Genomic DNA, 25,707 nt, shown 5'->3' with positions numbered 1-25,707 from the left:
TAGAACGAACGGCGCAAGTCCTCGACCGCGAGCACGTCGGCCTCGTTGCCCTCGACGGTGATCTTCGCCGCACGGCGGCTGAAGGCGTGCAGGATCAGCTCGCTGGGCTCGCCGCGCCGCTGAACCGCACCGTGCGCGGACCGCGCTTGGCCGCGATCTCGGTGCCGTCCGGGCGTCGCAGCACCACGCCCACCGGGCTGCGTCCGTAGAACATCTTCGCCACCCGGGTCAGCGACTTCCAGAGCGCTTCCTCACGCACCGGGTCGGACGGGCGCGGCTGCCAGCCCGGCTGCGCACGCCGGACGTCCTCGTGGTGCACGTAGTACTCGGCGGCGTTCACCGCCTCGTCCACTCCACCGAAGCTGAGCGGGTTCCACTTCGGCGGGCCCTGCCGGATCTGGTCGACCAGCTCCGGCCAGGACAGCGCGCGCAGTTCGTTCTGGATCCGCTCGCTGCGATCGACGAGTGCCTTCACGAACTTGCCGGCCACCGCGTCCGGACGCCGCTCGCGAACCACGAGGTGCACCGCGAGGTCCTTAGTGGTCCACCCCTCGCACAGCGTCGGCGCGTCGGGGCCGAGCTGCTCGAACAGGTCGCACAACTGCTGGCGTTCATCGCTAGCCACACCCATACGACCACTCTAGCCACCCCCGATCGGCGCGGTGACGCAACCGATTATTTCGTCGCGGACGCCTGCAGCTTGTCGCCGGACGCGCTGTGAAGGGCGCAGTAGATCTGCTGTGAACCGACCTTGCGGTCGCCCTCAGCCTGCCGGTGCGCGTTCCAGGACTGCGCCGAGGGGATGAGGGCGAGGTAGCGCAACGTGGTCTGCTTGCCCGGCGTGACGACCTTGTCCGAGGCGAAGTACATCGAGCAGTAGCCCTCGCCGTATGCGGTCAGCGCGGCCTCCCCGGGATAGGCCATGTCGTAGCTGGAGGAGCTGAACGCAGCTCCCGACGCGTAGAACTCGAAGTCGTGCGGGTCGGAGCAGGACGTCGTGTTGTTGACGGGCTTGCCCGGGGTGATCTTCCCGATGCCGCAGTCCTGGCCGTCCGGGTCGAATTCGTCGACGTCGCCGCCCTTGCCGAACACCAGGGTCGAATCCATCGCGGCCGGTGCACCGCCGCCGACCAGCGCGAACCGTCCGATCAGGACGCCGGCGACGAACAGCACGACAGCGGCGACGGCCGCAACGATGAACCACGGGCGCTTGGACCGCTTCTGCTGCGACGCCCCCTGGGCGACCCGGGTGGGCGGCCCGACCGGGTGGGTGGTCGGCTCCGGCGCACCGCTGGCGGGCGCGCTGTCCAGCAGCGCCCGGACCTGCGGGCCGGTGAACCGCGCCCGCGGGTCGCCGATCAGCAGCCCGGTGATCACCGAACCGATCACGCCGTGCGGGCGCGACAGCTGGGGCATCTCGTTGAGCACCGCGTGCAGCGTGGCTGCTGTCGTCTGCCGCTCGAACGGCACCCAGCCCTCGACCGCGAAGAACAGGGTCGCACCAAGCGACCAAAGGTCGCTGGCCGGCGACGCGTCGGCACCCTTGATCCGCTCCGGGGCCATGAACGACGGCGAGCCGACGATCGCGCCGCTGGTGGTCAGCCGCGGGTCGTCCAGGGTCTGGGCGATCCCGAAGTCGGTCAGCTTGACCCGCCCGTCGGCCACCATGATGTTGCTGGGCTTGACGTCGCGGTGCACGATTCCGGCCGCGTGCGCGGCCTCCAACGCGGACAGCACCTTGCGCGCCAGGTCCGCGGCCTGCTCGGGGCGCAGCGGACCCCACTGGGCGATGTAGTCGCTGAGCGTGACCGCTTGCACGAGCTCCATCACGATGTAGGTAGTGCCGGACTCGGCCAGCACGTCGTGCACCGTGACCACCGCAGGGTCGTTCAGCCGCCCCGCCGTGCGCGCCTCGCGGAGCACCCGCGCCTCGAAGACCTCCCGCTCGGCCAGCGGCACGCCGTCGGGCAGGTGCAGCTCCTTGATCGCCACCTCGCGGCCGATGACCTGGTCCCAGGCCCGCCACACGATCCCCATGCCACCGCGCCCGAGCTCCTGGACGACCTGGTAGCGACCACCGATCACCCGAGCCTGCTGCTGCGGTCCGACCTGCTCCACCACTGCGCCGTCCTCCACCGAAGTCCCCGCGCGCGACCACGCAGCGCACACGTCCCTAGTCGCCGATCATCCAATCAGACGATTCCGGCCGGCCCTTGGACTGTGCTGCCGAACGATCGGTTCCCGGCCGCGAGGAAGCCGTGCGAGCCGACCCCGTGGCAGTGCCCCACCTGCGGATCTGCCGCGGCCCCGGACAGCAGAACGCAGGCTTCCGGAACCCTTGGCCGGGTTCCCGGAAGCCCGCGTGCGCGCGGCTTCAGCCCTCGGTGACGAACGGGCTGGAGGCGACTTCGGTGCCGTCCTTCAGCGTGGTGATCTCGAAGTCGCTGAACACGTTCGGCGCGGCCTTCTGCAGTTGGCGGAGGCACTCGATGGCGAGGGCGCGGATCTCGACGTCGGCTTGCTCGGACGCGCGCATCGCGACGAAGTGCCGCCACGCCCGGTAGTTGCCGGTCACCACGATCCGGGTCTCGGTGGCGTTGGGCAGCACCGCGCGGGCCGCCTGCCGCGCCTGCTTTCGGCGCAGCGTCGCCTTCGGCTCGTCAGCGAACTTCTCCTCTAGCGTGGCGAGCAGATCCGTGTAGGCGGCGACGCTGGCCTCGGTGGCCGCCACGAACTTCTCGTGCAGCTCCGGGTCCTGGGCGATGACGTCCGGCTCGACCATCGCGGCGTTGCGCTCCGGTACGTACCGCTGCGACAGCTGTGAGTAGGAGAGGTGCCGGTGCCGGATCAGCTCGTGGGTCAGCGAGCGGGACATCCCGGACAGGTAGAACGACACGGAGCCGTGCTCCAGCACGGACAGGTGTCCGACCTCGAGGATGTGCCGCAGGTAGCCGGCGTTGGTGGCGGTTGCCGGGTTCGGCTTGCGCCACGACTGGTAGCACGCGCGACCGGCGAACTCGGCCAGCGCCTGCCCGCCGTCGGCGTCGGTCGACCAGTCCACGTCCTCCGGCGGGAAGAACTCAGTCTTGCCGATCAGCTGCACTTTCGGCCGCACGATCTCGGTCACGACGGGCGGGCCCCTTTCCTGCTCTGCACGGCGGTCGGCGACTGCCGCAGCTTCTCCCCAATGTGTGCATCGAGCGTAACCGGCGGACCCGACAAGATCCCATGACGCCAGTTGACACCATCAGGCCATTGCATGACGCCATTCATGCCGTCATAGTGGTGTCATGGATCTGAGCCCTTACATCGAACAGCTTCGCGAAGACCTGAGCTCCGCTGCCTCCGCTGGCGACGAGCAGACCCGGCAGACCGCGGCGGTGCTGTCCGGCGCGATCGAGCCGGCCGCGCGGCTGGCGATCATGAACGCACTGTCCGACCTGGCAGCGGAGGTGACGACCCAGCTGGACGGCCAGGTCGTCGACATCCGCCTCGACGGCCGCGACGTCAGGGTGGTGGTCAGCGGCGGCGCCACGCCACCAACGGTGGACGACCAAGCGGAGCCACTGCCACCCCCGCCGAGCGGCGAGAGCGGCGACATAAGCCGCATCACGCTGCGCCTGCTGGAAGAGATAAAGACGCAGGCCGAACAGGCCGCCGTGAGCCAGGGCGTGTCGCTGAACACCTGGGTCGCCCAAGCTGTCCAGGGCGCGCTGCACACCGGGCGTCCGCGCGGCCCGTGGGACCACCCCCGGCACGGGCGCGGCCGACCGTGGGGACCGCCCGGCGGCGGCCCGCGTGGGCGGTGGGGCGGCGAACCCGGCTCGCGATTGCGCGGCTGGGTGGAAGGCTGAGAGGAGGGATCGCGATGGCGAACGACGAAACCACGGGCAACGGCCCGGCAGAGCCCGAGGACCGGCCGGGCGCGGAGGAGCGGTTGGCCGAGCTGGTGCGCAGCCAGGACTTCGACACCGGCGGGCCGATCCGCATCGACATCGGCAACAGCCTGGGGCCTGTCGTGGTCGAGTTGGCCGAAACCGCGACCACCCACGTCGAGGTCCGGCATGATCCCGCCGCCAGTGGCCCGGACTGGCGTAGCGGCCTGACCGGGTTGCTGAGCTGGGTCACCGAGCAGTTCGGCGAGGCGGGGATCCGCACCGGCGGCGACGCCGAGCGCGGTCGCGGGCCGCAGGAGCCGGTCTCCGAGGCCGTGCGGCGGACGCGGATCGACCTCACTGGCAACCGGCTCGCCGTCCGAACCCCGGCCAACACGCCGCTGCGCAACATCCCGCTGGCGGTCAAGGTGCGCGCCCCGCTGGACTCCGAGGTGGGTGTGCACTCCAGCTCCGGCGAGGTGCACGTGACCGGCGAGGCCGGGCGGGTCAGCATCCAGGCCGGTTCCGGCACTGTGTGGGTCGAGCGGGCCACGGATCGGGCCACGGTCCGGACCGGTTCCGGCCAGCTACGACTCGGCACGATGGCCGGCGGCGTGCACGCACGCAGCGGCAGCGGCGACGTCGAGATCAGCACGATCGAAGCGGCGTCGTCGGTCGCCACCGGCAGCGGCAACGTTTGGCTGGGCACCGTGTCCGGCGACGTGATGGTGCGTTCGGGCAGCGGCGATCTGACGGTCGCGGACGCAACGGCCGGGCAGGTCGAGCTGATCACCGGTTCCGGCGAGCTGCAGGTGTCGATTCACCGCGGAACCGCGGCGGAGGTCGACCTCACCTCGTCAACCGGCACCGCGAGCAGCGACCTGGCGGTGTCCGATGAACCTCCCGAAAAGGAGCCGAAGTTGCAGATCTTCGGCCGCACAGGAACGGGTGATGCCGTTTTGACAACCGCTACGTAAGACCGGGAGACCGGGCGCGTGCAGCACCGAAAATGGTGTCGCTGGATCGGCCGGGAGCCGGCTGCTACGGCGATACCGCCGGGCCGGGCGTCGACGCTGATCAGGTCCCAGTGCCGTATTCGTTCGGAGGCAGCATCGCCTGTGCGTCGACGCCGCCGAACACAGGCCGATCAGGAACGCGTGGTGGCTTCCAACGGCGCCGCATGTTCCAGCCGACCGCCGTCGCCGGGTTCGCAGCCGATGTTGGTTACCAACGACCGGTCGGTTGCGATCGCGTCGGGGTCGTCCCCGCACAGCGGAACGACCAGTGGCCGGCCGTCGAAAACCGGTGGGGTCAAACGCCAAACGGACTGGTGGCAGGTGTCGAAGGCCTTGACGACGTCGCGCCCCGACCGTCTGGACGGCGATCTGTTTGGCGATCGACGTGCCGACGGGGCGATCGAGGACGAAGCGATCGGAACGACAGCATTCGTGCAGTCGATCAACGCCTTGCCGCGCAACGCTCCGGCCTCGGCTCCTCCGGCGGACAGCACATCGGCGGCCGCGGGGTGTAGCACGGCGACGAGGACGACATCGCCGAACTCGGCGGCTTCCGCAAAGGTTCCGCTCTGCGTCGACGACCCGAGCCGATCGGCGAGCACCCGCGTCTTCGCCGGATCGCGACCGCCCACCAGCACTTGGTGACCGGCTCGCGTCCACTGTGTACCGAGCGCATCGGCCATGTTCCCAGCGCCCAGAATCCAATCCTCATCGAGCGCTCCCGTCTTCACCTGGCTGCCCCGGCTGGATGCTGTTCCAACGCTATGGGGTCGCCCGATAGCTACCAAACGGTGCCTGACGACGGGGCAAGGTGGGCTCTTGGCAGGTGAGGAGAGGCCGATGACCGAGGTACCCGGGGCGTTTCCCACGAACAACGAGTTCCTCGCCGACTGCCGTGCGGTCGGCCCGATCGACTTGCGGCGCCGGATCGGCGGGATCCGCACCAGGGTGCTTTCCGGAACGCTGTGCCGGCTCCAGTACAACGGCCTGGTCGATAGGTGCACATACCGGGAAGCTCCGCCACCGGTCGAGTACCGGCTCACCTAGCGGGGCGAAAGCCTGCTCGGCCCGATCGAGGTGCTCCGCGAACGGGGATTTCGCCACGGCAACGAAGTCATGGCAGCGCAAGAAGAACACGACCGCGCGGACGACACCTGCGCGAGCTGAACGCGCCGCTCGCGAAACCGCCGACCGCACGGTCACCGAATCTTCCGCGCGTGGTCGCGGTCAGCGGCTGGTTGCGCGGAGGGGCTTGGCCAGGTCTCCCCTGCCGCCGATGACGACGTCGTCGAGGCCCAGCCAGGAGGCCATGTCGCGCAGCGCGGCGGACAGTTGCGGAAGCACCTGGCCCGCGTCGCAGCCGGATTCGAGGAACGCGCCGGGCACCCGGAGCACGCCTGCGGTCCGGTCGGCCTTCAGATCGACGCGGGCCACCAGTTCACCATCGAGGAGGAAGGGGAAGACGTAGTAGCCGTACTGCCGCTTGGGTTCGGGGACGTAGATCTCGATGCGGTAGCGGAACTCGAAAAGCCGTTCGGCGCGGGAACGTTCCCAGATCAGCGGGTCGAACGGGCAGAGCAGCGCACGGCCGGTGATCTTCCTGGGGATGCGGGCCGCCGCGTAGCGGTACGCGGGCTGCCGCCAGCCGTGCACCGCGACCGGCTCCAGCACGCCGTCCTCGACGAGCTCGGCCACGGCCTGCTGGGACTGCGCGGGCGAGAGCCGGTAGTAGTCCCGCAGATCCGGTTCGGTGGCGACGCCGAGTGCGTGCGCAGAACGCTCCACCAACGCGCGAATCGCTTCGTCGTCCTCCGGCTCGTGCGCGAGCACGTGCGCGGGCAGCACGCGTTCGGGCAGCTCGTAGAGCCGTTCGAAGCCGCGCCGGGTGCCGGTCGTCAGCTCGCCCATCGCGAACAGCAGCTCGCAGGCCCGTTTCGTGTCGGTACGGTTCCACCAGGGTCCGCGCCCCTGGCGTTCGCTGCCGCCGAGTTCGCGGTCCAAGCTGCCCGCGCCGATCGGCCCGAGTTCCTTGACCGCGGTCAGCACGTCGTCGATCAGCTGCGGCGATTGTTCCAGCATTTCGCGGCTCCGCTGCCGCCAGGCACCGCCGTAGTCCCGCATCCGCCACCGCAGCAGCGACCAGTCCTCGACCGGGATGAGCGACGCTTCGTGCGCCCAGTATTCGACCAGCAGCCGCGGTTGCCGTGCCCGGTGTGACCAGGCCGCCGCGTCGAGGAGCTCCGGTGCGTAGCCGCCGAGTCGGCTGAACAGCGGCATGTAGTGGGCCCGGACGGCCACGTTGACCGAGTCGAGCTGCAGCAGTTTGGTGCGGGCCAGAGCGCGCTGCAGGTGTCGGCGTGTCACCTCGCCGCGTGGCGGTGGGTCGGCGAAGCCCTGGGCTGCGAGGGCGATTCGGCGTGCGGTGTCGCGGCTCATGGTCTGCACCCGGCAGATCGTGCCAACAATCCCCGACAGCCGGATCACCACCGAGCAACGACGCCCGGTAGTTGGAGCGAACGGCCCGTTTGCTCGCCCTGGCGGGTCGAAAGCCCCGCCGTACAGATTCAGTTCCGGCAAGGAGACGGGACCGCGAGCGACAACTCCTAAAGAACGCGAGCAGTTTCTGAACGACCCCACCGGCCGGTTGGGTGATCGGCCGGACGCGTTAGGTTGTGGCTATGGCCGATGCCGACGTGCGGGAAGCGGTGCCGTCCGATGCCGCGGAGATCGCTCGCATCCAGCTGACGACGTGGCGCACCGCCTTCAGCGAACTGTTGCCGGCGGAGGTGCTGGACGGGCTGGACGGCGCGGCGACCGAGCAGGAGTGGCACCGGACGCTGACCGGCGGGCCCGCCTCGGTGCTGGTCGCGACGGAGGGCCAGTGGATCGTGGGGTTCTGCGCGGCCGGTCCGGCCCCGGAAGCCGAGGCGGCTGCGGCCAACGGCACGCCGCCGTCCGATGCGGCCACGGTCGCACTGGTCAGCGCGCTGCTGGTGGAACCGCGCTGGGGGCGACGCGGTCACGCCGGTCGGCTGCTCGGCGCGATGGTGAAGCGCCTCGCCGAGGGCGGCGCCACGCGGGGCATCACGTGGGTGCCCGAGGCCGACACTGCGTCAATGGCGTTCTTCCGCAGCGCGGGCTGGGCACCGGACGGTACGGTACGCACGTTGGACGCGGGGGGACGGCCGCTGCGGGAGTTGCGGTTGTCGGGCCCGATTGAAATGCAGTTCGAGGATCGATGAACTCGGGCGGCGTTCGTCGGTTCCCGGTGAACGCGGGTTGTTGGCCTCTCCGCTAACTGGGGTTCAAGCGCGCTGGGAGCGATCGTGCTGGCCGTGATCGGTTTGCTGTCCACCACCTTCGGGGTGTCGGTGGCATCGGCTCTGCTCCCGTTGATCAGCGTCGAACTGTTCGCGATCGGGCTGGTGCTCAACGGCACGGATATCCCGTGGTGGCTGTTGGCGCTGGTCATCGCCGCTGGCCAGATCGCCGGGAAGCTGCTGCATTTCTACGCGGCGCGCGGCGCGATCCGGCTGCCCGGGCTGTTCCGGCGCAAGGTCGGCGAGCGTGAGCAGAAGGGCCGCTGGCGCGAGTGGTTGGAGAAGTTCCGGTCGAACTGCCAGCAGCGGCCGGTGTGGACGGGCACGGTGTTGCTGATCAGCGCGGCCGCGAGCCTGCCGCCGTTCGCCGCGATCGCGGTGATCGCGGGTTGGGCGAAGGTCCCGCTGGCCATGTTCGTGGTCACGGGCTTCGTCGGGCGTTTCGTCCGGTTCGGCGCGCTCGCGATCGCTCCGGGCGTCGTCGCCGGTTGGCTGTGAACCCCGACTCCGATCGACGACCGCGAGGAAATCCGTTCCTGGCGCGGCATTCGCGGCCGTGCCGAGGCCACCGCCCAGCGATCCCGGCAGGTTCCGCACGTCCGGAACCACCGCGTCGGCGATGTTCTCGTCACCGGCCCAGACAAGCAGCAATTGCTTGCGCTTGCCGTCGGACTGCGACTTCTCCAACGCGCTTTTCACCGCGTGGTTGGTGACGGTGTAGTCCTTGCCACCGGCGCCTTTCACAAATTGCGTCGAAACTTCGACATCCGCATAGGCGTCCTGGACGGGTAACGTGACTTCGCCGACCGCCAGCAGAACGGCGGCCAGCCCAGTGGGCAGTCTGCGATCGGACCAGCGAGAACCTGCGTTGGCTAGCTGTGCCCGGTTCCGCGAAAGTAGAGTTCTAGCGGGCGCAACAGAGGGCGCTGGCCTGCTGCAACAAATCGACATGTAGGCGAACCATCAAAGTGGCGAACCCTGACATGGCAGAAATGATCAGGATTGCGGGCAACTCAGTCAATGGCCGACCCCTTGGTGAGATCGCCGGACGATCGTTACCCGGAGAAGCGCAGCACGCGTCCGCGTTCACCCGAAGAGCGGTAGAGGGGTTAACACGGCATCTCTACTTTGCCGCCGTGGCGCGCATTTCGTTCCGGAGACCAGTCGCCTTCCGCTGCCCCTGAAGAAAAAGGCCATACCGAGCGAGAGGAGTTTGAGCGCTCTGTCCATTTTGACCTGAGGCGCACAAACCCGGTAGCGGGATTTGCACGTCCCGCGAGTCCTTCAGCAGAGCGAAACCCGCGTCACTCGGCGGGTTCCGCGCGTTCGAGTTCGATCGCGCGGCGCATCGCCTTGCGGCCGCGGTTGCGGTCACCGGCCAAGTCGTAGGCCTGCGCCAGCGCGAACCAGCGGCGCCAATCCTGCGGCGCTGCTTCGAGTTCAGCCTGCTTCTCGTCGAAGTAAGCGTCGGCCGCCTCTCGCTCCACGCGGCCGGAGGGGCGGCACGGAAGATGCGAGACGTCCGGCAAGGCGTCCTCGTCGTAGAGCCGCTGCGCGAGCCGCTCGGTGCTCACCCCGAACCGCAACTGGTCGACGACCAGCACGGCGCCGAGCACCGGCAGCACGAAAACCGCCACCCCGAGGGCGATGAACACCGGCTGCCCGCTGGTGATCATGGTGACCGCGCGGCCACCCATCAGCACCAGGTACACCAGCAGCACGATCGCGACCACGAACGCGGACGTCCGCGGTTTCATCAGCTTGCGCCGCTCGGCCACTCAGATCCCCAGCAACGCGTCGAGGCCGACAGTCAGGCCCGGCTGGGCGCCCACCTCACGGATGGAGAGCAGCACCCCGGGCATGAACGAGCGGCGGTCGTAGGAGTCGTGCCTGATGGTCAGGGTCTCCCCTTCGGTGCCGAACAGCACCTCCTGGTGCGCGACGAGACCGGTCATCCGCACCGAGTGCACCCGGACGCCGTCGACGTCCGCGCCGCGGGCGCCGCCGAGTTCCTTGGTCGTCGCATCCGGCACCGCACCCAGGCCCGCCTCGGCGCGCGCCTGCGCGATCACCTCAGCGGTGCGCGCGGCGGTGCCCGACGGGGCGTCGGCCTTCTTCGGGTGGTGCAGTTCGACGATTTCCACGGACTCGAAGAACTTCGCGGCCAGCTCGGCGAATCGCATCGACAGGACCGCGCCGATCGCGAAGTTCGGCGCGACCAGCACGCCGACCTCCGGCCGGTCGGCCAGCCAGGAGCGAACGGTGTCCAGTTCCGGGGCACCGAGCCCGCTGGTGCCGACGACCACGTGGATGCCGTGCTCGACGCAGAACCGGATGTTTTCGAGGACCGCGTCGGGGTGGGTGAGATCGACGGCGACGTGTGCGCCGCCCTCGACCAGCCCGGTCAGGCTGTCCTCGCGGTTGATCGCGGCGACCAGTTCGGTGTCGGGGGCCTCTCCGACGGCGCGAACCGCCTCGGATCCCATCCGCCCCCGGGCACCCAGCACGCCGACCTTGATCGGGCTGTTCACGTGACGACTACCTTCCCACCTCGACGTCGCACTGCCGCGAGTCTATGCACCGGTGCTTTTCCGGCACGAGGCGCACCCGCACGAGCAGGACTCGCGCCCCGAAAAGCGGTTTCGCCTGGTCAGGCCAGGTGAGGGCTTCGGGTTGCGGTTGTCCCTCGAAGGCCACGCGGGCCCTGCCCCGGGCAGGACGTGACTCACACCCCGTCGGGCAGATCCGCCGGCGAGTCGTACGGCCCGACGATGGTGGTGGTGAGCGGGCGCCGCAGGAGCTCGGCAGCCAGCTCCGCCACCTCCGCCGCGGTGACCGCGTCGATGCGCTCCAGGGTTTGCTCGACCGTGAAGTGCCTGCCGTAGTTGAGCTCGGTCTTGCCGATCCGGCTCATCCGCGAGGCGCTGTCCTCCAGACCGAGCACCAGGCCGCCGCGCAGCTGCCCGCGCCCGCGCTCCACCTCGTCCTCGGTCAACCCGTCGGCCGCGACACCGGCCAGCACGTCGCGGATGACCGTCGCGACCTCGCCGAGTCTGTCCGGGGTGCAGCCCGCGTACACCGAAAACGTCCCGGCGTCGGAGTACGCAGTGGTCGCCGAGTACACCGAGTAGGCAAGGCCCCGCCGCTCGCGGACCTCCTGGAACAGCCGCGAGCTCATGCCGCCGCCCAGCGCCGCGTTGAGCACCCCGAGCGCGAACCGGCGCTCGTCGTGGCGGTTGAAGCCGCGACAGCCCATCAGCAGATGCGCCTGCTCGGTGTCGTCCGTCTGCAGCGCCAGCGGCTGCTGCTTCGGCAACCGCGCCCGCCCCATGCGCGGCGGCGCGGGCTGCACGTCGCCGTCCAGCCGGGCGCCGAGCGCCTTGCGGAGCAGCCGCAGCACGCGGCCGTGGTCGACGTTCCCGGCCGCGGCGACGACCATCTTCGGCATCTCGTAGCTGCGCCGGTAGAAGCCGTGCACCCGGGCCCGGGTCATGTTGGCGATTGAGTCCTCGGTGCCCAGCACCGAGCGGCCGAGCGGGTGATCGCCCAGCACGGCCGAGGTGAACAGCTCGTGCAGCAGGTCCTCGGGGTCGTCGTCGCGCATCGCGATCTCCTCCAGGACCACGCTGCGCTCGACGTCCACATCGGACTTCGCGTTCAGCGCGTCGAAGACCACGTCGCAGAGCATGTCGATGGCCAGCGGCAGATCCCGGTCCAGCACGTGCGCGTAGTAGCAGGTGTGCTCCTTGGACGTGAACGCGTTCAGCTCGCCGCCGACCGCGTCGATCTCCTGCGCGATGTCCACCGCGGTGCGCTTGGCGGTGCCCTTGAACAGGAGGTGCTCCAGGTAGTGCGCGGCGCCTGCCTGCGGGCGTCCCTCGTCGCGCGAGCCCACCGCGACCCAGATCCCGACGGAGGCCGAACGCACACCCGGGACGGGTTCGGTGACGACCCGCAGCCCGCCGGGCAGCACCGTGCGGCGCACCGCGGCGTCGCCATTTCGACCGAGGACTCGAGTGGTTCCGGGACGCTGAAGGTGCCCGGCGCGTGTCTGCTTCTGCTTCATGTCCCTTTTAAAAGTGTGCCGTCGTTTTGCGTGGCGGTGCGGGTAGCGACCCCCCTGCGGGGGCTACCGTCGCCCCCTCGGTCCGGGATCCCCGACTCACGTATGGCCAGATACGCCAGTCTGGGGTAGGTCCTCCCAGCGGAGCCCTTCGGGGCGGGCCTAGCCTGAGAACCCGCGGCGGTGCCAGTTGCGTGCGCGGCAGAAAGCTGCTGACGCCGCTTGCCTGACGCCAGCGTCCAGTTGAACACGTCGCCACACCCCTGAACCGCACGAGTTCCAAACCACCCAAGACGATACGGCCCGCCCCGGGAGTCCGGGACGGGCCGCATCAATAGTGCGTCTTCCGATCACTGCGCCGGGGTCTCGGCCTCCGGCTTGGCCTCGCCCTCGGCCTCGTCGTTGACCAGCACCAGGCTGATCTTGCCGCGGCTGTCGATGTCGGCGATCTCCACGCGCAGCTTGTCGCCGACGTTCACCACGTCTTCGACCTTGCCGATGCGCTTGCCGTTGCCCAGCTTGGAGATGTGGACCAGGCCGTCCTTGCCCGGCAGCAGCGAGACGAACGCGCCGAAGGCCGCGGTCTTGACCACGGTGCCCAGGAAGCGCTCGCCGACCTTCGGCAGCTGCGGGTTCGCGATGGCGTTGATCTTGTCGATCGCGGCCTCCGCGGACGGGCCGTCGGCGGCACCGACGTAGATCGTGCCGTCGTCCTCGATGGTGATCTCCGCGCCGGTCTCCTCGGTGATCGAGTTGATCATCTTGCCCTTCGGGCCGATGACCTCGCCGATCTTGTCCACCGGGATGCTGATGGAGGTCACCCGCGGGGCGTGCGGGCTCATCTCGTCGGGCTTGCCGATCGCCTCGGCCATCACCTCGAGGATGGTGAACCGGGCGTCGCGGGCCTGGCCGAGCGCCTGCGCCAGCACCGCGGACGGGATGCCGTCGAGCTTGGTGTCCAGCTGCAGGGCGGTCACGAAGTCCTTCGTGCCGGCGACCTTGAAGTCCATGTCGCCGAAGGCGTCCTCGGCACCGAGGATGTCGGTCAGCGCCACGTAGTGGGTCTGGCCGTCGACCACGTCGGAGACCAGGCCCATCGCGATGCCGGCCACCGGCGCCTTCAGCGGCACACCCGCGTTCAGCAGCGACAGCGTCGAGGCGCAAACCGAGCCCATCGAGGTGGACCCGTTGGAGCCCAGCGCCTCGGAGACCTGCCGGAGCGCGTACGGGAACTCCTCGCGCGACGGCAGCACCGGCATCAGCGCCCGCTCGGCCAGCGCACCGTGGCCGATCTCACGCCGCTTCGGGCTGCCGACCCGGCCGGTCTCACCGGTCGAGTAGGGCGGGAAGTTGTAGTGGTGCATGTACCGCTTCGTCGTCTCCGGGGACAACGAGTCGATGGTCTGCTCCAGGCGCAGCATGTTCAGCGTGGAGACGCCCAGGATCTGGGTCTCGCCTCGCTCGAACAGCGCCGAGCCGTGGGCCCGCGGGATCACGCCGACCTCGGCGGACAGGCTGCGGATGTCGGTCAGCCCGCGGCCGTCGATGCGGACCTGGTCGCGGATGATCCGCTGGCGCACCAGCTTCTTGGTCAGCGACCGGAACGCGGCGCCGATCTCCTTCTCCCGGCCCTCGAACTGCTGGCCCTCGCCGGTGCCGACCTTCTCCAGCACCGCGGCCTTGATCTCGTCGAGGCGGTTCTCCCGCTCCTGCTTGCCGCCGATCTTCAGCGCCTCGGCGAGCTCACCGGAGACGGCCTGCTCGACGGCGGTGAAGGCGTCCTCGGCGTAGGCCGGGAACACCGGGAACTCCTGGACGGCCTTGGCGGCGGCCTGCGCGAGCTGCTGCTGCGCCTGGCACAGGGTCCGGATGAAGGGCTTCGCGGCCTCCAGACCGGCGGCGACGACCTCCTCGGTCGGCGCCTGCGCGCCACCGGCGACCAGCGCGACGGTCTTGTCGGTGGCCTCGGCCTCGACCATCATGATCGCCACGTCGTCGCCGACGATGCGGCCCGCGACGACCATGTCGAACACGGCCCGCTCGAGCTGTTCGTGGGTCGGGAAGGCCACCCACTGGCCGTCGATCAACGCCATCCGGGTGCTACCGATCGGGCCGGAGAACGGCAGACCGGACAGCTGGGTGGACGCCGACGCGGCGTTGATCGCCAGCACGTCGTAGAGGTCGCCCGGCGCCAGGCTCATCACCGTGACGACGACCTGGACCTCGTTGCGCAGGCCGTCCACGAAGGACGGGCGCAGCGGCCGGTCGATCAGCCGGCAGGTCAGGATCGCGTCGGTGGACGGGCGGCCCTCGCGGCGGAAGAACGAGCCGGGGATGCGGCCCGCGGCGTACATCCGCTCTTCGACGTCGACGGTCAGCGGGAAGAAGTCGAAGTGCTCCTTCGGCTGCTTGGACGCCGTGGTGGCGGACAGCAGCATGGTGTCGTCGTCGAGGTAGGCGACGACACTGCCGGCGGCCTGCTTTGCCAGTCGGCCCGTCTCGAACCGGACGGTCCGGGTGCCGAACGCGCCGTTGTCCAGCACGGCGGTCGCCTCGTACACGCCCTCATCGATCTGGGGTTCAGTCAAGGTTGACTCCTCGGGTTCACGAGGCCCACGGCAGGAGCATCCGGTTCGTGGTCCGACGAGGCCGGCCATCGATCGAAGCCCCCGGGAACGTCTGTTGCGACGATTTGCCCGGCAGCCACTACCGAGGACCGGCGGACGCCTGTCCGGTGCGTGCCACCGTGAGCGCTCTTCAGTTACGACGGCGCCGGGCGCCGTCCGTCTTTCATGCACCGGGGGGAGCGGCCCGTTGGCCGCTCCCCCCGGTTTTCGTCAACGACGCAGACCGAGTCGCTGGATCAGCGAACGGTAGCGTTCGATGTCCACCTTGGTCAGGTAGTTGAGCAGCCGACGGCGGCGGCCAACCATCAGCAGCAGGCCACGACGCGAGTGGTGGTCGTGCTTGTGCTGCTTGAGGTGCTCGGTCAGCCCGGTGATCCGCTTGGTCAGCAGGGCCACCTGGGCCTCCGGCGAACCGGTGTCGCCGTCCTTCAGGCCGTACTCGGCCAGGATCTGCTTCTTGTCGTCAGTGGACAACGCCACGAATTGACTCTCCTTCGATGTCCCGTGTCAGCTGCGCCCGACCAGCCGGTCGGGTAGCGGGTCAACGCGTAGTCGACCGGATTCGGCCACCACGGACTGCAGCCGTTCCACAGGCCAGGATAACAGGGAGGACTGCTGCTACCGGGCTAGCCCGGCGTCTCGCGCGTCAACGCGACGCGGTGCACCGTCCGGTACTCGCGACCGCCTTCCCGCAGGTCACTGCGCACCACGGCCAGCTCGCGCGACTGCCACCAGGGGCCGGCGTAACCGGCGAGCAGCCCGGGCAGCAGCTCCCGGTCGGCGCGCCCGGCGGCCCATCGGGCGATGGTGAGGTGCGCTGTGTAACCGCGCGGATCGCCCCCGGCCGCGCGCACCAGCCCGCGCAGCGCGGCGTCGTCGGAATCGGTACCCGGCTCGACGCCGATCCACAGCACCCCGCGGAACGTCCCAGCACCGGCCAGCCGGAGCTGCGGCGGCGCCGGGTCGGCCTCCAGCAGGCGGGCGACGCGGTGGTCCAGTCTCTCGATCACGTGCTGCTGGTCGGCGTCGTCGCCGTGGAAGCGCAGCGTCAGGTGCCAGCGCTGCGAAGGCGTGAAGCGGAACTTGCGCAGTCCAGCGGTGGCCTCGGCCACTCGGTCCGGGCGGAGCCTGCCGACCGTCGACGCCAGGTGCCGGACCGCCTCTTCCGACGGCCACAACGCGGTGAACAGACGCATGCTCCCCAGTGTCCGTGCGATTTCAATGGAAATCGAACCGCCGATTTCCAAGAGCGTTTTCCAGCGTCTTCGTGTGTTGCGGTGCGAGTAGCGGAACCTCAGCGGCGGTGCGGGCTGCGATGGTGGGCCATGCACCTTCGGCGCATGCGACGACCTCGCGTCGCGGACTTCAGGCGTCGCGGCTGTGGATCAGCCGGGATGAAAAGGGCTCAATGGAAATCGCACCCGGGGAGGTGGTCAGTCTCCGTTGGCGGCGCGGCGGAGCAGCTGCGCCAGCGCCGGGTAGCGGCCTTCGAGCAGCGACGCCGCCGCCTCCAGCTCGCCGGGCTTGGCCACCTCGCGCAGCACCGGCCAGGCGGCTTCCTCCCCGTTGGCCGCGTGCATGACCGGGAGGTTGTCGCGCCCCACCGACGGTTGCGACTGCCGGACGTCCTCCAGGGCCTGCTTGATCGCGTCCGACTCGCCCACGGCGACCCCGGGGATGAGCACCTTGCGCTCCAGCATCACGAGCCGGGCCAGCACCGACGGGTTGCCGATCTTGGCGCGGCGCCCGCTCATCACCTGGCTGAGCATCGGCGCGCTGATCCCGAGGACCTCGGCGAGCTGGGCCTGCGAGATGCGGAAGGCAACGACCAGGCGGCGCACCCGGTCCCCCAGCGGCTCGCCGTACCACTGCCGCTGCAGTGCCAGGTTCCGCTGGACGTTGCTGCTCTCCGTCACCTTCGCTCCCCCCGTGTCGGCGCCGACCCGGCCGCGGACGGCTGCTGGCCCGGCTGTGAATACTGCCAGGTCACCGGCCCGGCGCGGACGGGAATCCGAAATATGTTCCGCTCGCGGTGCGCCGGGCAGCCGACGCGACTGCCCCGTTCGGGGGATCGGCCTCCCGGATATCACCCGTCCGCCCCCAGGATGCGCCGGGTTTCGGCGACGTCCTGGTGCATCTGCTCGATCAGCGCGTCGACCGTGTCGTAGCGCTCCATCGACCGCAGGCGCTGCACGAAGTCCAGGTCGACGTGCTCGCCGTAGAAGTCGGCGTCGACGTCCAGCACGTACGCCTCGACGGTGCGCTCGGTGCCGGAGAAGGTCGGGTTGCTGCCAACCGACACCGCCGCCGGCAGGGTCTTCCCCTGCTCCTTCGAGCCGCGTCGGCGGTGCGTGAACCACGCCGCGTACACGCCGTCGGCCGGGATCGCCGTGTGCGGCGGGGTGGACAGGTTGGCGGTCGGGAAGCCGAGTTCCTTGCCACCGCGCCCGGCACCGCGCACCACGATGCCCTCCAGCCGGTGGTAGCGGCCCAGCGCGGAGGCGGCCGCGACGACGTCGCCAGCGTCGATGCAGGAGCGGATGTAGGTCGAGGAGAAGGTCACCGAAGTTCCGTCCACGTCGTCGGGGCGCTGCACCGGGCCGGAGACCAGCGCATCGGACTCGACCTCGAAGCCGAACCGCTCGCCGAGCTTGGCCAGTAGCTCGATGTTGCCGGCCGCCTTGTGGCCGAAGGTGAAGTTCTCGCCGACCACGATCTCCGCCGCGTGCAACCGCTCCACCAGCATCGCGTGCACGAACTCCTCGGCCGGGATGCGCGAGACCTCGCGGGTGAACGGCAGCACGCAGAACACATCCACGCCGAGCTGTTCGACGAGTTCGGCGCGCCGCCGCAGGGTGGTCAGCTGCGCCGGGTGACTACCGGGGCGGACCACCTCGGCCGGGTGCGGGTCGAAGGTCATCAGCACGCAGGGCACGTTGCGGCGGTGGGCCTGCTGCACCGCGTGCGTGATCAGCTGCTGGTGCCCGCAGTGCACCCCGTCGAAGACGCCGATGGTGACCACACACCGGCCCCAGCCACCGGGTATCTGCTCCAAACCACGCCATCGCTGCACGACCAGGAAGCCTACTGCGCCGCCACCCGGTCGCTGGAACGCCACCGCCCGTGCCGCGAATCACGCGGCACGGGCGGTCGAGCGGGATGGGGTCGCGCTTGAGCGAGCACGCTTCCCACGACCTCCAGAAACGTGATACAGGTCACCAAAAACGGTTGTGAATCAAGAGGATCCGTCCGGGTGCGATCAGTTCGCCGGAACGATCACCAACACCGCTTTCGCGGTCCGGCCGCGGTCGCGGACCAGGGCGACCGCGCGACCGTCCGGATCGAACATTCCGTAGGTGCCCTCGACCCCGGCCGCGGGCACGACCTGACCGTGGGAGAGGGCCCTGGCGACGGTGGAATCCACGTTGCGGCGCGGAAAAGCGGCCTCGACCGCCTGGTCCAGGCTCATCGACAACGCGGGCTCGGACTCCAACTGCTCCAGGGTGCGCGCCGTGACCAGCCCGAACGGACCGACCCGGGTGCGGCGGAGTTCGGCGAGGTGCCCGCCGGCACCGAGCCCGGCGCCCAGGTCCCGCGCCAGCGCGCGCACGTAGGTGCCCGACGAGCATTCGACGAGCACGTCCAGGTCCGTCGTCCGCTCGGTTCGGCGCAGCGCCAGCACGTCGAAGCGCGACACCGTGACCGGACGCGCGGCCAACTCCACGCTCTCGCCGTTGCGCGCCAGTTCGTAGGCGCGCCGACCGTTGATCTTCACCGCGCTGACCGCGCTGGGCACCTGCTGGATGTCGCCGGTGAGTTCCGCGATCCCGGCCCGGATCGCCTCCTCATCCACTGCGGAGGCGTCCACTTCGGACACCACGTCGCCCTCGGCGTCGTCGGTGGTGGTGGCCGCGCCCAGCCGGATCGTGGCGAGGTAGGCCTTGGTGTCCAGGGCGAGGTGGCCGAGCAGCTTGGTGGCCCGCTCCAGGCCTAGAACCAGCACTCCGGTGGCCATCGGGTCCAGCGTCCCGGCGTGCCCGACGCGGCGGGTGCCCATGATGCGGCGGACCCGCGACACGACGTCGTGCGAGGTCATCCCCGCCGGTTTGTCGATCACCAGCAGGCCGGGCGGAACGGTGGGACGCGTTTTGCGGGAGCGTTCGGACACGAGGCACCATCTTCCCCGACCCGGAGCGGGGCTCGTCGCCAGGGTAGCGGCGCGGTGACGAGGAGGTTTCCCGGTGGCGCTCCGAACAATCAGGCGCTTTGGCGACCCGGCGTTGCGCATGGCGGCCAAGCCGATGACGGTCTTCGACCAGCGGCTGCGCACGATCGTCGCGGACCTGCTGGACACCGTGGACGCGCCCGCGCACGCCGGGGGTCGCCGCGCCGCAGATCGGCGTCGGGGTGCGGGCGTTCAGCTACCGAGTCGACGGTGAGATCGGGTACGTGCTCAACCCGGAGGTCGTGGAGCGCTCCGACGAGGTGCGGGACGACGTCGAGGCGTGCCTGTCGCTGCCCGGCTCGCTTTCGAGACCAGCCGCGCCCAGCATGCCCGTCGTGCGCGGCGTCGACGTGGACAAATCGTCGTAGCGACCCAACAGACTCATGGCCCCGGACCTGCGCTACGCGGTGGCTGATGCCGGTGTTGCGCCGACGACGGCCCAGCGGCCGGAGCGGGCCCGCAGCAGCAGTGTGATCAGGCGCAGGACCATGAAAAGGCTCAGGCCGGTCCAGATCCCGGCCAGGCCCCAGCCGAACGCCAGCGACAGCCAGATCAGCGGCAGGTAGCCGATGGCCGCGCTCGACAACGTCGCGGTGCGCAGGTAGGCCGCGTCGCCGGCGCCGAGGAAGACCCCGTCCAGCGCGAACACCACGCCCGCGACCGGCTGCAGGAACACGAAGAACCACCACGCGTGCGGGATCTCCGACAACACCGCGCCGTCGGTGGTGAACAACATCGGCAGCACACCGGACAGCGCCGCGAACACCAACCCGAGCACGGCGCCGAACACCAAGCCGTACCAGGTGACCTGCCTGGCGATCCCCTTGGCGCGCGGCGCGGAACCGGCGCCGAGCGCCGCACCGACCAGCGACTGAGCCGCGATCGCCAGCGAGTCGAGCACGAGCGCCAAGAAAGTCCACAGCTGCCACACCACCTGGTGCGCGGCGGCGGTCTCCGCGCCGGTCCGCGCCGCGACCGACGTCGCCGACAGGAAGCACGCCTGGAACGCCAGCGTCCGCAGCACCAGGTCGCGGCCGAGCCCGAGCTGGGCGCGCATCTTCGCGGGATCCGGCCTCAGCGGCGCCCGTTCGACGACCAGCGCCCGCAGGAACAGCGCGGCGGCGATGGTCTGGCCGATCAGGTTCGCGACCGCCGAACCCTCCAGGCCCCAGCCGAAGGGGTAGACGAACAGCGGGCACAGCACCGCCGACACACCGTTGCCGACCAGCACGTAGCGCAGCGGACGTGCGGTGTCCTGCACGCCGCGCATCCAGCCGTTGCCCGCCATCGTGATCAGCACCATCGGCGCGCCGCAGAGCGCGATGCGCATCCAGGTGCCGGCCGCGTCGGCCACCGGCCCGGGCCCGGCAAGCAATTCGGCCACTGGAACCGCCACCAGCTGCGCGAGCAGCAGGAGAACCACGCCGACGCAGATCCCCAACCACGTCGCCTGCACGCCTTCGGCGACGGCGTCCTTGCGGCGTCCGGCACCGTGCAGCCGCGCGGTGCGTGCCGTCGTGCCGTAGGTGAGGAAGGTCAGCTGGCTCGACACCAGCGTGAACAGCGTGCCGCCGAGCGCCAGTCCGGCCAGCGGGACCGCGCCGAGGTGTCCGACGACGGCGGTGTCGACGAGCACGTAAAGCGGTTCGGCGGCGAGCACGCCCAGCGCCGGCACCGCGAGCGCCAGCAGTTTGCCCGGCGCTACGCGCTCCCCCAGATCGGACACGCTGCCTCCCGGTAAGCTGTGATCGACGGGTTCACCCCTGACGCATCAGGGTACGGTAAGGACCGCACATGGACAACGCTGATTACGCTGCGGTGGCGCTCCGGCTCGCCAGCGCCGACCTGAGCACCCTGGACTCGGTGCGGGCCGCACTCCACGACGAGCCGTGGTGGGCCGACCGGCTGCACGAACCCGACCTGCCGGTGCTGCGCGGCGTGGCCGACGGGCTGCGCCGGGCGCTGGACGCGATGGTGTCGGACGACGACGAGACCGTGCTCGCGGAGATCAACGCGCTGCTGTCGGCGCACCCGCCCCGGCCCAGGCTGTCCGGGCACGGAGGCCGCGACGGCACCCCGAACTGGCACGTCCACGTGGCCGGACCGGACGCACCAGCGGTCGACGAGGTCGCCGCGGCCGCCGCGTGGGGCTTGGCACAGGGTGTCGTCCAGCACGGCACGACGCGCTGGGGACGCTGCGGAGCCGAGGACTGCGGCACTTACTTCCTGGACACCTCCACGAACCAGGCCAAGCGCTTCTGCAGCCCCCGCTGCGCGAACCGGATGCACGTCGCAGCCTTCCGAGCCCGCCGCCGAGCCTGACCTGGCGCCGATTCAGAGCCACCCACAGCGGTGACCGTGCCGGGCCCCTCCATGCCGACGACCCGCGCCGGAGAGGAGACCCGCTGGAGTCAGCCGGCGCAAGAAAAGGTTCCGCCACCCGCACCGCAACCCGGGAAGAGGTTGGAAAACACTCAATGTCCCGTACGGGACGCGTCAGTCCAGGAGCGGGGCTTCGTCGAGGGCTTTGCGGAGCGCCGCGATGATGTCCTCTGCCGGGCCCTGCGCCGTGAAGCCGGACGCGAGCCGGTGCCCGCCACCGCCGCAGGCAGCAGCAGCGTGACCGACGTCGACACGGCTGTCGGCGCGCAGAGACACCGACCATTGCTGCGGCGCGGTCTCCTTGAGCACCGCCGCGACCTCTGCCTCGCTGGTCGTGCGCACCACGTCGATGACGCTGTCCACATCCTCGCTGCGCAGGCCGTCGGATTGCGCCAGCCGGACCGTCGCGTGCACCAGCCCCAGTCCCTGCGCCGCGGCCGTCTCCAGCTCCGCTTCGCCCAACACGCCGGAGAGCATGCTCAGCCAGCCGAACGGATGCGTGTCCAGCAACGGGCGCGTCGTCGCTTCCGGGTCCACCCCGGCCTCTAACAGCCGCCCGGCCACCCGGTGCGTCCAGGCGCTGGCGTGCCGGAACGAACGGGTGTCGGTGACCAGGCCCGCGTAGAGGCACCGAGCGATAGGCAGATCGAGCTCCTCGCCGAGCTCGTCGAGCAACCGCAGCACGATCATCACCGTCGCCTCGGCGTGCTCGTCGACCACGTGCAGCGTGCCGTAGCGGGTGTTCGACACGTGGTGGTCGATCACGATGACCTCACCGCCGGCGGCGATCGTCGCAGGCACCCGATCGGCGAGCCGGCCGAGCCGCTGCAGGCTCCCGGTGTCGCAGACGACCAGCAGCGGCGGCGCGGCGGGCACCTCGTTCGCGGGCACCACCAGCCCGTCGCCGTCCAGATCGCGCAGCGAGAACGGCGGCAGCTCGGGTTTCCCGAACGACACGCGGACCGTGCAGCCCCGCCGCCGCAGCGCCCTCCCCAGCGCCAACGCGCTGCCGAGCGCATCGGCGTCCGGGTTGATGTGCGCGAACAGGGTCACATCCGAGGCTTCGGCCAGCTTGCGGGCGGCCTCGGCAACGGCTGGTGCGACCGGGTCGATGGCGGTCGAAGGACCGCCGTCGGAGCGGCCGGATTCAGATTGCCCGCGCACAGGTTCACCTCCACGACATCGGCGGCCGTGCTGACCACCGGTGTCCAACGCACCTGATGCTGCGCTGCGACTCAACCACTCTGTGGCCCACGACGCACATCGACGTCGGAAAACGACTCCAGGTCGGCACCGTCGGTGGCGAATGCGTCATCGTCGGTGCTGGTGCGGTACGGGTCGGCGTCACCGGCGGGCACCGCGCCGGAAGCCAGCCGGGCCACCTCGTCGTCGGCCTCCTTGGCCTTGGCGAGCAGCTCCTCCATCCGCCGCGCGTTGTCCGGCACGGTGTCCGCGACGAAGGTCAGCGTCGGGGTGAACCGGACGCCGGTCTGCTGGCCCACCCGGGACCGCAGCACCCCGGTCGCGCTGGCCAGCGCCGCGGCGGTCGAGGCGTAGTCGGCGTCGTCGCCGAACACGGTGTAGTACACAGTGGCGTCCCGCAGGTCGGGGGTGACCCGCGCGTCGGTGACCGTCACCATCGCCAGCCGCGGATCTTTCACCTCGTGCTCCAGCCCGGATGCCACGATCTGGGCGATGCGCTTGGCTAGCCTGCGGGCGCGCGCTGTATCAGCCACAGCGCACCTCCTTCGGGGAAAGTTCAGTTCATTTGACAAGCGGTGCCAGCCGCTTGCGGGTGTGGGACTCCGCTCGCACCGCCGCGGGTGGCGTCCGAGGTTCCGCCACCCGCACCGCGACGCAAAACGACCACGAAAAGCTCCTAGTCCTCCGGCCCCAGCATGCGCTGTCGGGCCGAAAGCAATTCGAGTTCGGGGCGTGCGGCGACCAAGCGCTCGCACGCGTCCAGCACATCGCGCACGTGCGCGGCGTCGCCGGAGACCGCCGCTACGCCGAACAGCGCGCGGCGGTGCAGGTCCTGGTTCCCGGCCTCGGCGACAGCAACCTCGAAGCGCCGCCGCAACTCGGCCACCACGGGCCGGACGACAGCGCGCTTCTGCTTCAGGGAGTGGACGTCGCCGAGCAGGACGTCCAGTTCGAGCACACCAACGTACATGGGTGTTCCTCACGCGGGGACGAACCGCTGCGCAGGGGGCCGCCGAAGTGACGACCCCCTGCGCAGTACCGGCTCAGTCGCGCGGCTTCTCGCGCATCTCGTAGGGCTCGATGACGTCCCCGACCTTGAGGTCGTTGTACGACCCCAGGGTCAGACCGCATTCGAAGCCTTCGCGGACCTCGGTCGCGTCGTCCTTGAACCGCTTCAGCGAGTTGATGCTGAGGTTCTCGGCGACCACCACGTTGTCCCGCAGCAGGCGTGCCTTGGCGTTGCGCTTGATGATGCCCTCGGTGACCATGCAACCTGCGATGGAACCGACCCTGGAGGACTTGAAGACCTCGCGGACCTCGGCCCTGCCCAGTTCGACTTCCTCGTACTCGGGCTTGAGCATGCCCTTGAGGGCCTGCTCGATGTCCTCGATCGCGCGGTAGATCACCGAGTAGTACCGGATCTCCACGCCCTCGCGGTTGGCGACCTCGGTCGCCTTGCCCTCGGCCCGGACGTTGAAGCCCAGGACGATGGTGTTCTCCGCAGTGGCGAGGTTGATGTCCGACTCGTTGATGCCACCGACGCCGCGGTGGATGACCCGGAGCTCGACGTCGTCGCCGACCTCGATCTTCATCAGGGACTCTTCGAGCGCCTCGACGGTACCCGAGTTGTCACCCTTGATGATCAGGTTCAGCTGGTTGGTCTCCTTGAGCACCTTGTCCAGGTCCTCGAGGCTGACCCGCTTGCGCTTGGCCGCGTTCTGCGCCTCGCGGATGCGGGCCCCGCGGCGGTCGGCGATCTGCCGGGCCACCCGGTCCTCGTCGACCACCAGGAAGGTGTCGCCCGCACCCGGCACCGACGTGAAGCCGATGACCTGCACCGGCCGCGACGGCAGCGCCTCGGTGACGTCCTCGTCGTTCTCGTTGATCATCCGGCGGACGCGACCGTAGGCGTCGCCCGCCACCACCGAGTCGCCGACCCGCAGCGTGCCCCGCTGCACCAGCACCGTGGCCACCGGACCGCGACCGCGGTCGAGGTGGGCCTCGATCGCCACACCCTGAGCGGGCATGCTCGGGTTGGCCCGCAGGTCCAGCGCGGCGTCCGCGGTGAGCAGGATCGCCTCGAGCAGGTTGTCGATGTTGGTGCCCTGCTTCGCCGAGATGTCGACGAACATGGTGTCGCCGCCGTACTCCTCGGCGACCAGGTTGTACTCGGTCAGCTGCTGGCGGATCTTGGCCGGGTTCGCACCCTCGACGTCGATCTTGTTGACCGCGACCACGATCGGCACACCGGCCGCCTGGGCGTGGTTGATCGCCTCCACCGTCTGCGGCATGACGCCGTCGTCGGCGGCCACCACCAGCACGGCGATGTCGGTCGACTTGGCACCACGGGCACGCATGGCGGTGAACGCCTCGTGACCGGGGGTGTCGATGAACGTGATCGGCCGCTTGTTGCCTTCCAGCTCGGTGATGACCTGGTAGGCACCGATGTGCTGGGTGATGCCACCGGCCTCACCGGCCTGCACGTTCGTCTTCCGGATGGTGTCCAGCAGTCGCGTCTTACCGTGGTCGACGTGACCCATGACGGTCACCACCGGCGGACGGGCCGCCAGCTCGTCCTCGGAGCTGCCCGGGTCGCCGTAGCTGATGTCGAACGACTCCAGCAGCTCCCGGTCCTCGTCCTCCGGACTGACCATCTCGATCTTGTAGTTCATCTCCTGGCCGAGGAGCTCCAGCACCTCGTCGGAGACGGACTGGGTCGCGGTGACCATCTCACCGAGGTGGAACATCGCCTGCACCAGCGAAGCCGGGTTGGCGTTGATCTTCTCGGCGAAGTCGGTCAGCGAAGCACCACGGCGCAGGCGAACGGTCTCGCCGGTGCCGCGCGGGAGGCGGACGCCGCCGACCGACGGCGCCTGCATGTTCTCCATGTACTCCTGGCGCTTCTGCCGCTTCGACTTGCGACCGCGCTTGGCCGGACCGCCGGGGCGACCGAACGCACCGGCCGCACCGCCGCGACCACCGGGACCGCCCGGACG

Annotated in this window: 27 protein-coding genes; 8 read left to right on the top strand and 19 right to left on the bottom strand. The window is 69.9% G+C overall.

Going from position 1 to position 25,707, the window contains the following annotated elements; genetic code table 11:
* Positions 1-94 precede the first annotated feature (94 nt).
* The 3 genes from SSPN_RS42155 to thyX form a co-directional block, all read right to left on the bottom strand.
* Positions 95-625 carry a TIGR03085 family metal-binding protein gene (locus tag SSPN_RS42155; protein ID WP_337466311.1) on the bottom strand — a complete coding sequence of 177 codons (531 nt, stop codon included), beginning with the start codon at positions 623-625 and terminating at the stop codon, positions 95-97.
* A gap of 50 nt (positions 626-675) precedes the next feature.
* The gene (locus tag SSPN_RS0102620) at positions 676-2,136 is read right to left on the bottom strand and encodes a serine/threonine-protein kinase (protein WP_237710423.1); all 1,461 of its coding nucleotides are present in this window, start codon (positions 2,134-2,136) and stop codon (positions 676-678) included.
* Between the two features lie 238 nt (positions 2,137-2,374).
* The gene (thyX, locus tag SSPN_RS0102615) at positions 2,375-3,127 is read right to left on the bottom strand and encodes an FAD-dependent thymidylate synthase (RefSeq protein WP_010306390.1); all 753 of its coding nucleotides are present in this window, start codon (positions 3,125-3,127) and stop codon (positions 2,375-2,377) included.
* 163 nt (positions 3,128-3,290) lie between these two features.
* Between thyX and SSPN_RS0102610 the strand changes: the two genes are divergently transcribed.
* Complete coding sequence (locus SSPN_RS0102610) at positions 3,291-3,854, top strand: toxin-antitoxin system HicB family antitoxin (RefSeq protein WP_010306385.1); 564 nt, start codon at positions 3,291-3,293, stop codon at positions 3,852-3,854.
* A 14-nt stretch (positions 3,855-3,868) separates the two neighbouring features.
* Entirely contained in the window at positions 3,869-4,852 is a 984-nt protein-coding gene (locus SSPN_RS0102605; RefSeq protein ID WP_010306382.1) for a DUF4097 family beta strand repeat-containing protein, read from the top strand.
* 170 nt (positions 4,853-5,022) lie between these two features.
* On the opposite strand, the gene SSPN_RS42150 is transcribed toward SSPN_RS0102605, so the two are convergent.
* Positions 5,023-5,574 carry an NADPH-dependent F420 reductase gene (locus SSPN_RS42150; protein WP_010306378.1) on the bottom strand — a complete coding sequence of 184 codons (552 nt, stop codon included), beginning with the start codon at positions 5,572-5,574 and terminating at the stop codon, positions 5,023-5,025.
* A 157-nt stretch (positions 5,575-5,731) separates the two neighbouring features.
* On the opposite strand from SSPN_RS42150, the gene SSPN_RS59165 reads away from it, so the two are divergent.
* A complete protein-coding gene (locus SSPN_RS59165; protein ID WP_010306372.1) occupies positions 5,732-5,938 on the top strand; it encodes a winged helix-turn-helix transcriptional regulator in 207 nt (68 codons plus the stop codon).
* A 180-nt stretch (positions 5,939-6,118) separates the two neighbouring features.
* Here SSPN_RS59165 and SSPN_RS0102590 read toward each other — a convergent pair whose 3' ends face one another.
* Complete coding sequence (locus tag SSPN_RS0102590; RefSeq protein ID WP_010306368.1) at positions 6,119-7,336, bottom strand: winged helix-turn-helix domain-containing protein; 1,218 nt, start codon at positions 7,334-7,336, stop codon at positions 6,119-6,121.
* Positions 7,337-7,569: 233 nt separating this feature from the next.
* Here SSPN_RS0102590 and SSPN_RS0102585 point away from each other — a divergent pair, with 233 nt between their 5' ends.
* A complete protein-coding gene (locus tag SSPN_RS0102585; protein ID WP_010306365.1) occupies positions 7,570-8,133 on the top strand; it encodes a GNAT family N-acetyltransferase in 564 nt (187 codons plus the stop codon).
* A gap of 84 nt (positions 8,134-8,217) precedes the next feature.
* Positions 8,218-8,709 (top strand): VTT domain-containing protein, encoded by a 492-nt coding sequence (locus tag SSPN_RS0102580; RefSeq protein WP_010306362.1) that lies wholly within the window; start codon positions 8,218-8,220, stop codon positions 8,707-8,709.
* Between the two features lie 806 nt (positions 8,710-9,515).
* Here the strand turns inward: SSPN_RS0102580 and SSPN_RS0102575 are convergent.
* From SSPN_RS0102575 to truB, 9 genes are all read right to left on the bottom strand, one after another.
* Positions 9,516-9,968, bottom strand: a complete 453-nt coding sequence (locus SSPN_RS0102575; protein WP_029534897.1) for a hypothetical protein — start codon at positions 9,966-9,968, stop codon at positions 9,516-9,518.
* A gap of 21 nt (positions 9,969-9,989) precedes the next feature.
* Positions 9,990-10,742, bottom strand: a complete 753-nt coding sequence (gene dapB / locus SSPN_RS0102570; protein WP_010306356.1) for a 4-hydroxy-tetrahydrodipicolinate reductase — start codon at positions 10,740-10,742, stop codon at positions 9,990-9,992.
* Between the two features lie 194 nt (positions 10,743-10,936).
* Positions 10,937-12,277, bottom strand: a complete 1,341-nt coding sequence (locus SSPN_RS0102565) for a M16 family metallopeptidase (RefSeq protein WP_010306353.1) — start codon at positions 12,275-12,277, stop codon at positions 10,937-10,939.
* 347 nt (positions 12,278-12,624) lie between these two features.
* Entirely contained in the window at positions 12,625-14,862 is a 2,238-nt protein-coding gene (locus SSPN_RS0102560; protein ID WP_010306350.1) for a polyribonucleotide nucleotidyltransferase, read from the bottom strand.
* A gap of 249 nt (positions 14,863-15,111) precedes the next feature.
* Positions 15,112-15,381, bottom strand: a complete 270-nt coding sequence (gene rpsO / locus SSPN_RS0102555; protein WP_010306347.1) for a 30S ribosomal protein S15 — start codon at positions 15,379-15,381, stop codon at positions 15,112-15,114.
* Between the two features lie 146 nt (positions 15,382-15,527).
* Entirely contained in the window at positions 15,528-16,097 is a 570-nt protein-coding gene (gene thpR / locus SSPN_RS0102550) for an RNA 2',3'-cyclic phosphodiesterase (protein ID WP_029534896.1), read from the bottom strand.
* Positions 16,098-16,334: 237 nt separating this feature from the next.
* The gene (locus tag SSPN_RS0102545; protein ID WP_010306339.1) at positions 16,335-16,817 is read right to left on the bottom strand and encodes a helix-turn-helix domain-containing protein; all 483 of its coding nucleotides are present in this window, start codon (positions 16,815-16,817) and stop codon (positions 16,335-16,337) included.
* A gap of 170 nt (positions 16,818-16,987) precedes the next feature.
* On the bottom strand, positions 16,988-17,974 hold the full coding sequence (locus tag SSPN_RS0102540) for a bifunctional riboflavin kinase/FAD synthetase (protein ID WP_083821812.1): 987 nt from the start codon (positions 17,972-17,974) through the stop codon (positions 16,988-16,990).
* A 186-nt stretch (positions 17,975-18,160) separates the two neighbouring features.
* The gene (gene truB / locus SSPN_RS0102535; RefSeq protein ID WP_010306331.1) at positions 18,161-19,069 is read right to left on the bottom strand and encodes a tRNA pseudouridine(55) synthase TruB; all 909 of its coding nucleotides are present in this window, start codon (positions 19,067-19,069) and stop codon (positions 18,161-18,163) included.
* Between the two features lie 73 nt (positions 19,070-19,142).
* Between truB and SSPN_RS59160 the strand changes: the two genes are divergently transcribed.
* Both SSPN_RS59160 and SSPN_RS59155 read left to right on the top strand, forming a co-directional pair.
* Entirely contained in the window at positions 19,143-19,340 is a 198-nt protein-coding gene (locus tag SSPN_RS59160) for a polypeptide deformylase (protein WP_010306327.1), read from the top strand.
* Entirely contained in the window at positions 19,309-19,494 is a 186-nt protein-coding gene (locus SSPN_RS59155; RefSeq protein ID WP_010306324.1) for a peptide deformylase, read from the top strand. The genes SSPN_RS59160 and SSPN_RS59155 overlap by 32 nt, the downstream gene beginning before the upstream one ends.
* 32 nt (positions 19,495-19,526) lie before the next feature.
* On the opposite strand, the gene SSPN_RS0102520 is transcribed toward SSPN_RS59155, so the two are convergent.
* A complete protein-coding gene (locus SSPN_RS0102520; RefSeq protein WP_010306322.1) occupies positions 19,527-20,852 on the bottom strand; it encodes an MATE family efflux transporter in 1,326 nt (441 codons plus the stop codon).
* Positions 20,853-20,920: 68 nt separating this feature from the next.
* Between SSPN_RS0102520 and SSPN_RS0102515 the strand changes: the two genes are divergently transcribed.
* Positions 20,921-21,448 (top strand): CGNR zinc finger domain-containing protein, encoded by a 528-nt coding sequence (locus SSPN_RS0102515; protein ID WP_010306319.1) that lies wholly within the window; start codon positions 20,921-20,923, stop codon positions 21,446-21,448.
* A gap of 174 nt (positions 21,449-21,622) precedes the next feature.
* Here the strand turns inward: SSPN_RS0102515 and SSPN_RS0102510 are convergent, their stop codons facing one another.
* The 4 genes from SSPN_RS0102510 to infB form a co-directional block, all read right to left on the bottom strand.
* Positions 21,623-22,621 (bottom strand): DHH family phosphoesterase, encoded by a 999-nt coding sequence (locus SSPN_RS0102510; protein WP_029534895.1) that lies wholly within the window; start codon positions 22,619-22,621, stop codon positions 21,623-21,625.
* 122 nt (positions 22,622-22,743) lie between these two features.
* Entirely contained in the window at positions 22,744-23,244 is a 501-nt protein-coding gene (gene rbfA, locus SSPN_RS0102505; protein ID WP_010306311.1) for a 30S ribosome-binding factor RbfA, read from the bottom strand.
* Positions 23,245-23,387: 143 nt separating this feature from the next.
* Positions 23,388-23,681, bottom strand: coding sequence for a DUF503 domain-containing protein (locus SSPN_RS0102500; RefSeq protein WP_010306306.1), 294 nt, complete (start codon positions 23,679-23,681; stop codon positions 23,388-23,390).
* 73 nt (positions 23,682-23,754) lie between these two features.
* Positions 23,755-25,707 (bottom strand): translation initiation factor IF-2 (gene infB, locus SSPN_RS42135; RefSeq protein WP_010306303.1); only part of this gene is annotated, 1,953 nt, incomplete at its 5' end.

It is taken from the genome of Saccharopolyspora spinosa NRRL 18395 (genome assembly GCF_000194155.1).
Taxonomy (GTDB): Bacteria; Actinomycetota; Actinomycetes; order Mycobacteriales; family Pseudonocardiaceae; genus Saccharopolyspora; species Saccharopolyspora spinosa.
The sequence above is the reverse complement of the archived record's forward strand: the minus strand, read 5'-3'. Positions and strand labels throughout refer to the sequence as shown.